Source organism: Rhodococcus sp. (in: high G+C Gram-positive bacteria), from assembly GCF_049286785.1.
Lineage (GTDB): Bacteria > Actinomycetota > Actinomycetes > Mycobacteriales > Mycobacteriaceae > Rhodococcus_F.
Window position 1 is genome coordinate 1 of the sequence record NZ_JBAQEO010000658.1, and the last position, 5,371, is coordinate 5,371.

General features: G+C 65.0%; 7 protein-coding genes. 1 reads left to right on the forward strand and 6 read right to left on the reverse strand.

Annotated features, from left to right (window positions below):
- Positions 1-31 precede the first annotated feature (31 nt).
- From WAW17_RS23700 to WAW17_RS23725, 6 genes are all read right to left on the reverse strand, one after another.
- Complete coding sequence (locus tag WAW17_RS23700) at positions 32-652, reverse strand: DnaB-like helicase N-terminal domain-containing protein (protein ID WP_422335346.1); 621 nt, start codon at positions 650-652, stop codon at positions 32-34.
- A 10-nt stretch (positions 653-662) separates the two neighbouring features.
- Entirely contained in the window at positions 663-845 is a 183-nt protein-coding gene (locus WAW17_RS23705; RefSeq protein ID WP_422335347.1) for a glutaredoxin family protein, read from the reverse strand.
- A 624-nt stretch (positions 846-1,469) separates the two neighbouring features.
- Positions 1,470-3,065, reverse strand: coding sequence for a ParB/RepB/Spo0J family partition protein (locus tag WAW17_RS23710; RefSeq protein WP_422335348.1), 1,596 nt, complete (start codon positions 3,063-3,065; stop codon positions 1,470-1,472).
- Between the two features lie 82 nt (positions 3,066-3,147).
- The gene (locus WAW17_RS23715; protein ID WP_422335349.1) at positions 3,148-3,561 is read right to left on the reverse strand and encodes a hypothetical protein; all 414 of its coding nucleotides are present in this window, start codon (positions 3,559-3,561) and stop codon (positions 3,148-3,150) included.
- Positions 3,562-3,588: 27 nt separating this feature from the next.
- Positions 3,589-4,011 carry a hypothetical protein gene (locus WAW17_RS23720; RefSeq protein ID WP_422335350.1) on the reverse strand — a complete coding sequence of 141 codons (423 nt, stop codon included), beginning with the start codon at positions 4,009-4,011 and terminating at the stop codon, positions 3,589-3,591.
- A 38-nt stretch (positions 4,012-4,049) separates the two neighbouring features.
- Positions 4,050-4,271, reverse strand: coding sequence for a hypothetical protein (locus tag WAW17_RS23725; protein ID WP_422335351.1), 222 nt, complete (start codon positions 4,269-4,271; stop codon positions 4,050-4,052).
- A 518-nt stretch (positions 4,272-4,789) separates the two neighbouring features.
- Here WAW17_RS23725 and WAW17_RS23730 point away from each other — a divergent pair.
- The gene (locus tag WAW17_RS23730) at positions 4,790-5,134 is read left to right on the forward strand and encodes a hypothetical protein (protein ID WP_422335352.1); all 345 of its coding nucleotides are present in this window, start codon (positions 4,790-4,792) and stop codon (positions 5,132-5,134) included.
- The last annotated feature ends 237 nt before the right edge of the window (positions 5,135-5,371 follow it).

Sequence of the window (5,371 nt, forward strand, 5' to 3'; positions counted from 1 at the left end):
TTGCTCGTTTCGGGAACGAACGCAGCCGCGGTCATCGGGCCGACTCCGCAATGGGGGGATGCGATTCGTTGCGCCGGAATCGAGAGGCGTTCCCAACAGTCGTGACCATCTTCGTCACAGAGATCGCAGTCAGAGCCTGATTTGGCACGTTGTACACCTCTCGTCCTCGCACTGTAGATAACTGGTCCTGGGGAAGTTCCTGCGCGGCCTGGGTCAGTGCGGTCGCTGCGGCGGCGAAGCTGCGCCGGTATGCCTGGCTGAAGACCGCGTGGGCGTAGTAGTGGATCGCTGTGTGTTCGGCGCCGAGAGTGGCGAGGTTGGCTAGGTGGCGGGAGCGTTCGGATCCGAGGTGGCCGGCGAGGTCACCGGACCGCTCGAGCGCTGCCCCGACCATGGTCGCGTTGTGGGGTGCCCCACCCTCGACAAGGCGGGTGATCAGGGAGAAGAACTCGCGATGGATGGGGCGTACGAAGTCGGTGGCCTCGAGGATGTCGACAGCACGTTTCGCGGACACCGGAGGCGCCCACAGGAGGGCGCACAGGAACAGTGCTTCGACGTCGTTGTGCAGGTCGTCGGCGAAGTCTTCGGGCTGGAGCGGATCGGTGTCGGCCGACTGCGACATCCCGGGGACGAGTGCGAGTGCTGCGGTCACGGGGCGGTCCTTACGTGTTGGCATGTCCAGCTGGCTGGCCGGGGTCGGTGGAGCCGAGACCCTGCACGCGGGCGCGGGCTTCGGGATTCTCGGTGAGGTCGACAACCGTGTACTCGATCCCCGCTTTGTCGAATTTCACATAGGTCGCTTTGCACTGATCACAACCCGGCTTGGTGTACACGGTGACTGTCACGACTTCCCCCTCCATGTTAATTTCGATTGCGTTTATCTTATCGAATAAAGTGGTCATATCAAAGCCTTTCATGTTAATTGTTGGAGTAATTTACCAGCCATTCATCAAGCGATTCTCGCGCCCTCTTCCGGGTGTCCGCACCGGCATCCCACACCAGAGCACATTGCGGGGGCAGAACCTCCATCACCTGGCCTCGGAGCTGCTGTCCCCTTGTACCGGCGAATGTTCTGACGGGGCATCGGAACGCCAAGGCGAGCGGGAAAGTTTTCCGCTAAACAAGGGAGTGCGCGACCGCGTGGAAAAGTTTTCGGTGAGCGCCCTTGATGCGCAGGGGCACCAGTAGAAGAATGAGCAAGAATAAGGGGATGGTGCCGTAATTCTTTTTCTTTCCGACTTCTCGGCGCTTTATTCTTCTATCGAACCGACAATTCGGTGGTGCGCCGGGGGCGGGGCCGGGCGTGATTCGGGAGGCGTCCGCCCTTCGGCCGCGGCCCGCGCCGGCTGGGTGCGGGTGGTGAGGTGGGCTGCGGTGGTCGGCGCGGGGTGCGGCCGACCACGTTTTCGCGGTGACCGCTGGTCCCACGGCCGGGGCGGGTGTCGCCCGTCCTGGCCGTGGGGTGTCGGTCAGTCGATATCGACCTGATCGGCGGTCAGCGTCCCTGCGGCGACTTCCTCGACCTGGGTCAGGGTGTGATCGTTCTCGGCCAGGAACGTGAGGTAGCGGTCGGTGCCCTTCGGGTGTGAGCGCCAGGCGTCTTTGACCATCCGCGCTTCCTGGGCGGCGATGACCAGGGCCAGGGTGATCACCTGGGCGCGGTTGTCGCTGGCCTTGGCGACCAGTTCGGCGATCGCGGTACCGGTGTTGATCGCGGTGCTGCCGAGGAGTCCTCGCACTACCTCGTCGGTCTTACCTTCGGTCAACAGCCACGGATCACGCGCGAGGGCGGTGGCGGCGAATCCGGCCGCACCCTTCGGCGGGGTCTTGCGTGCGAGGAGGGTGGTTCGTAGGTAGTCGCGGCGGACGGTGGTCGCGGCTTCTGCCTGCTTGTTCAAGGCGATGACCTGCCTACGCTCCTGACGCTGGCGTTCTTTGGCCTCGGCCTCGCGGCGTGCGGCGGCCACGGCGGCGTCCTCGCCGCTCTCACCACCCTCGGCGGGTGCGCCAGTTCGGGCTGCGGCGAGGATCGGGGAGAGTGCGACACCGGCCCCTTCGGGGTCCAGGCACACGTACTCGGGCAACCAGACCTGCCGGGTCTCGACGGTGTTCGCGTGCCGATGCCCCTCGTCCTCGGTGGCCTCGTCGTCGTCCTCGGTGGCCCAATCGACCTCTTCGCCGTCGATTTCCTCGCCACCCTCGCGAAGGAAGTACCGTTCGTCTTTGCTGAGCCAGACTGCCCACTTGTTCGGGTCGACTTGGGTGTCGGCCTCGGTGACCTCGCCGCCTTCTGCGTTGACCAGGTCCGCGAGCAACAGGTCATCGCAGTAGCGGGGTTCCTCGGCGAGGATCGTGTATCCCATTTCCGTGTAGGGCTGGGCGGCTTCGGCGCGTTCGGCCTTCTCTGCTCGGTCGTTGCGAAGACGCTGCGCTGTGTACCGAATGTTCCAGCGACCAGCGTTCATCAGTTGGTCGACGGCCTCGGTGTCTCCTTCGATCTCGAACTCGGCCACGATCGCGGCCTGTTCCATGCTGAGTTGTCCGGCGTCGATGGCGGTGCGCGCGGTCACTGACTTACCGACAGCTGCGGCGGCTTTGATTTGATCGCGGGGCACCCCGCGCACGGCCTTCGCGGTCGCGGCTTCCGATTCACCCAGGTCCAACAGCAGGGCAACACTTGCGGCGCGCTGGCCTGCCGTCAGGTCCCCTCGCGAGTAGGTGTGGAGCTGACGTTTGATGCGGTTGATCGCGCGTTCGGTGTCGGTAGTTGCGGTGTCGGGATGCACCAGTACCGGGATAGTGGTCAAACCGGCGTCCCTGGCCGCGAGGGCACGGCATTGACCGTCTTCAATGGCGACCGTGCCGTCGGCATAGCGGACAGCCCTGAGTGCGACAAGCACTCCGTACTCGCGCACCGACTCCACCAGCTCCGCCAACATGTCCGGGTCGACCTCATCACGCACGTTGTCGTCAATCAGGACCTCGTTGGGACCCAGATGCATCAATTCCTCGGTGGCTCGGGGTGTTTCAGAACTCGCGGCCGGGTCGGTCACTGTTGCGGTCATGTGTTTTCTCTCCTAGTCTTTCGGGATAGAACACCGGGCAGCCACTTACTGCCCGGTGTTCCTTGCTCCCTGGGGGGATTGATCAGGCAGCGTGTGAGGTGGTTGCCAGCTCGGCACTGAGCTGTGCGATCAACTCACGGGCGACCGGCTCGAGGATGGGACGTGGGTCGCACGCCCAACCGGCGAGGATGACCGCTCGACCCCGGATCGGCCGGTCGGTACCCGCTCCGTGGCGATCGATGATCGCGCGTGCAAGGTGGTTCTCCGGCTGCGCCGGGTCGAAGCGGTGATTCGCACCGGCGATCAGACAGGCGATTCCGTGGCGGGCGCCTGCGCCGAGGGGGAAGTCAGCGGTCCGGTAGTCCGATACGGCGTCGAGGGCCGCGCCGCGCCCTGGGGCGACCCTGCGGCTCGTCCAAAAGCTGTCCACGGGTAGATCAGCGAACTGCACGGTGCCGTCGATCTCGACGGTGATGGCTGTGTAGCTGCGGAACATGGGTACTCCTTCGGTGATTGATGGGGTTCAGTGAGCTGCGCCGAGGTAGTGCAGGTCGTCTGGTTCGTCCTCACGGGCGTGGTGTTCGAGCCACCTGGCTGCGGTGTCGGTGTGGCCGAGTGCGGTGAGGAGTCGGCACAAGGCGTCCATTTCCGCGCAGGTGAACTGTCCTGCGACCGATGCCATGGTGTCGTCGGCGGAGAACATGTCGACGAACTCGATTAGAGCGGCCAGCAATGGGCGCTCGGCGGCGCTCGCCTGCAGCTGATCGCGGTAGGTGGCAGGATCTGCACCGTTGGGGTTCGGTCGACCCGTCGAGGCGATGGTCTGGCTCACGGTGTCGAGCAGGTCGACTGCCCGCGTGCTCCGGTTGTGCGCGGTGCCGAGCAGGGAAGCGATGCTGTCCAGCGCGGCCTCTGCGGGCGTGTAGTTCTGTGCGGTGGTTCCCATGTTGTTCTCCTTCGTGAGGTTGGGGCGCGGGTAGCGAGTCAGACAGTCAGACCGAAGTCGGCCGGGTCGACGGGACGCTGGACTGCGAGGATGAGCGGATCATTCGGCTCGAGGTCGAAGACCATGCGCAGAAGTGCGGTGCGGGTGTCCTGGTCCAGATCGTCGAAGTCGGCCTCGTCCGGGCCTGCGAGTTCGGCGTAGATCACGCGCGCGACATCGAACGGGTCGTAAACAAAGTCGAGAGTGATCGTGGTGCTCAACGAAACCTCCGTGCTCGGATCAGGCACCTGCGGCCCCTGATCGTTCTTTTTGCCCTGCTGGCAAGGGAGGTTCGGATCGGCGGTATCAGGACGGGGTGCAACCCCTGGGCCGAGAAGTTTCTCAGCGAGCGAAGCGAGTACGCGTTGAGAAAGTTCTCGGAGCCTTGTGCCGGCGCTCGCGCCGCCAGGGGTTGTTCCCCGGCCGCCGTCGATCAGAATCGGAAGGACAGCAGGTCAAAAGAACGATGTTCTTCAACAGAGCGGAGCGCAGCGGAGCATCCTCTTGGGGGACACCGAAGGTGGCCGGCCGCCCGGGGAGGCGCCGTCCTCACCGCCGGTGGATCAGCCCAACGGCGTGGCCACCGGCTGCCCCGATATGCCACAACCCTGTCCCGCTATCCGCAGTCCTTGTCCCGAGTACGGAACCTTGTAGTTGGTGTTTCAGCTTCCGACGTCACGCAGGGGCTCGGCCGCGTTGCGGGCGCGCTACTCTCGGTGGACGGGTTGGGCGAAGGGGGATGTCGGTGTTCGGTTGGCTGCGTCGCACACGTGCCGGCGCCAGAGATCTCCAGCGCGCAGGCAGTGGCTATCCGAAGAAGCGTGCAGACGACGGGTATTGGCAGAAGGCCGAGCAAGAGATAGTCGCGGCGCTGACCGGTGATCAGCGTGAGGAGTACCTCGCGGCGCTCACCGAGCTGTCCGAGACGATGGACGAACTGGGCATCGAGGACTTCCGCGAGTGCACGCGCAGCTTCGCCCCGGGTGGGCCTACAGTGCTCACGCCGGCAGAGATCCGCCAGCGCACAGACCGGATACGCACCGCGGTCAACTCCATCCCGCCCGATAGCGGCCCCCGACAGTGATGCGGCCCGGGGCAGATCACAGCATTGGATCCGCTAGAGCCGGGGCGACCGCGGAAGCGGGGCACCACTGGGCGATGACCTCGAGGCCGCCGCGCTGGTTGCCGGTCGGGATGGTGAAGCTCAGGGCAGCCATTCGCCCCTCAGAACGTGTTGGGAAAGTCTCAAGCGGCGGTTGAGCTACGTTGCCAGGGCTTGCGGCCGGGCGGTGGCGCCAGGCGTCGGACCATCAACCCGATC

Coding starts and splice junctions, on each gene's coding strand:
- WAW17_RS23720 (WP_422335350.1), bottom strand. CDS start 4,011: ATGGGAACCACCGCACAGAACTACACGCCCGCAGAGGCCGCGCTGGAC.
- WAW17_RS23710 (WP_422335348.1), bottom strand. CDS start 3,065: ATGACCGCAACAGTGACCGACCCGGCCGCGAGTTCTGAAACACCCCGA.
- WAW17_RS23715 (WP_422335349.1), bottom strand. CDS start 3,561: ATGTTCCGCAGCTACACAGCCATCACCGTCGAGATCGACGGCACCGTG.
- WAW17_RS23730 (WP_422335352.1), top strand. CDS start 4,790: ATGTCGGTGTTCGGTTGGCTGCGTCGCACACGTGCCGGCGCCAGAGAT.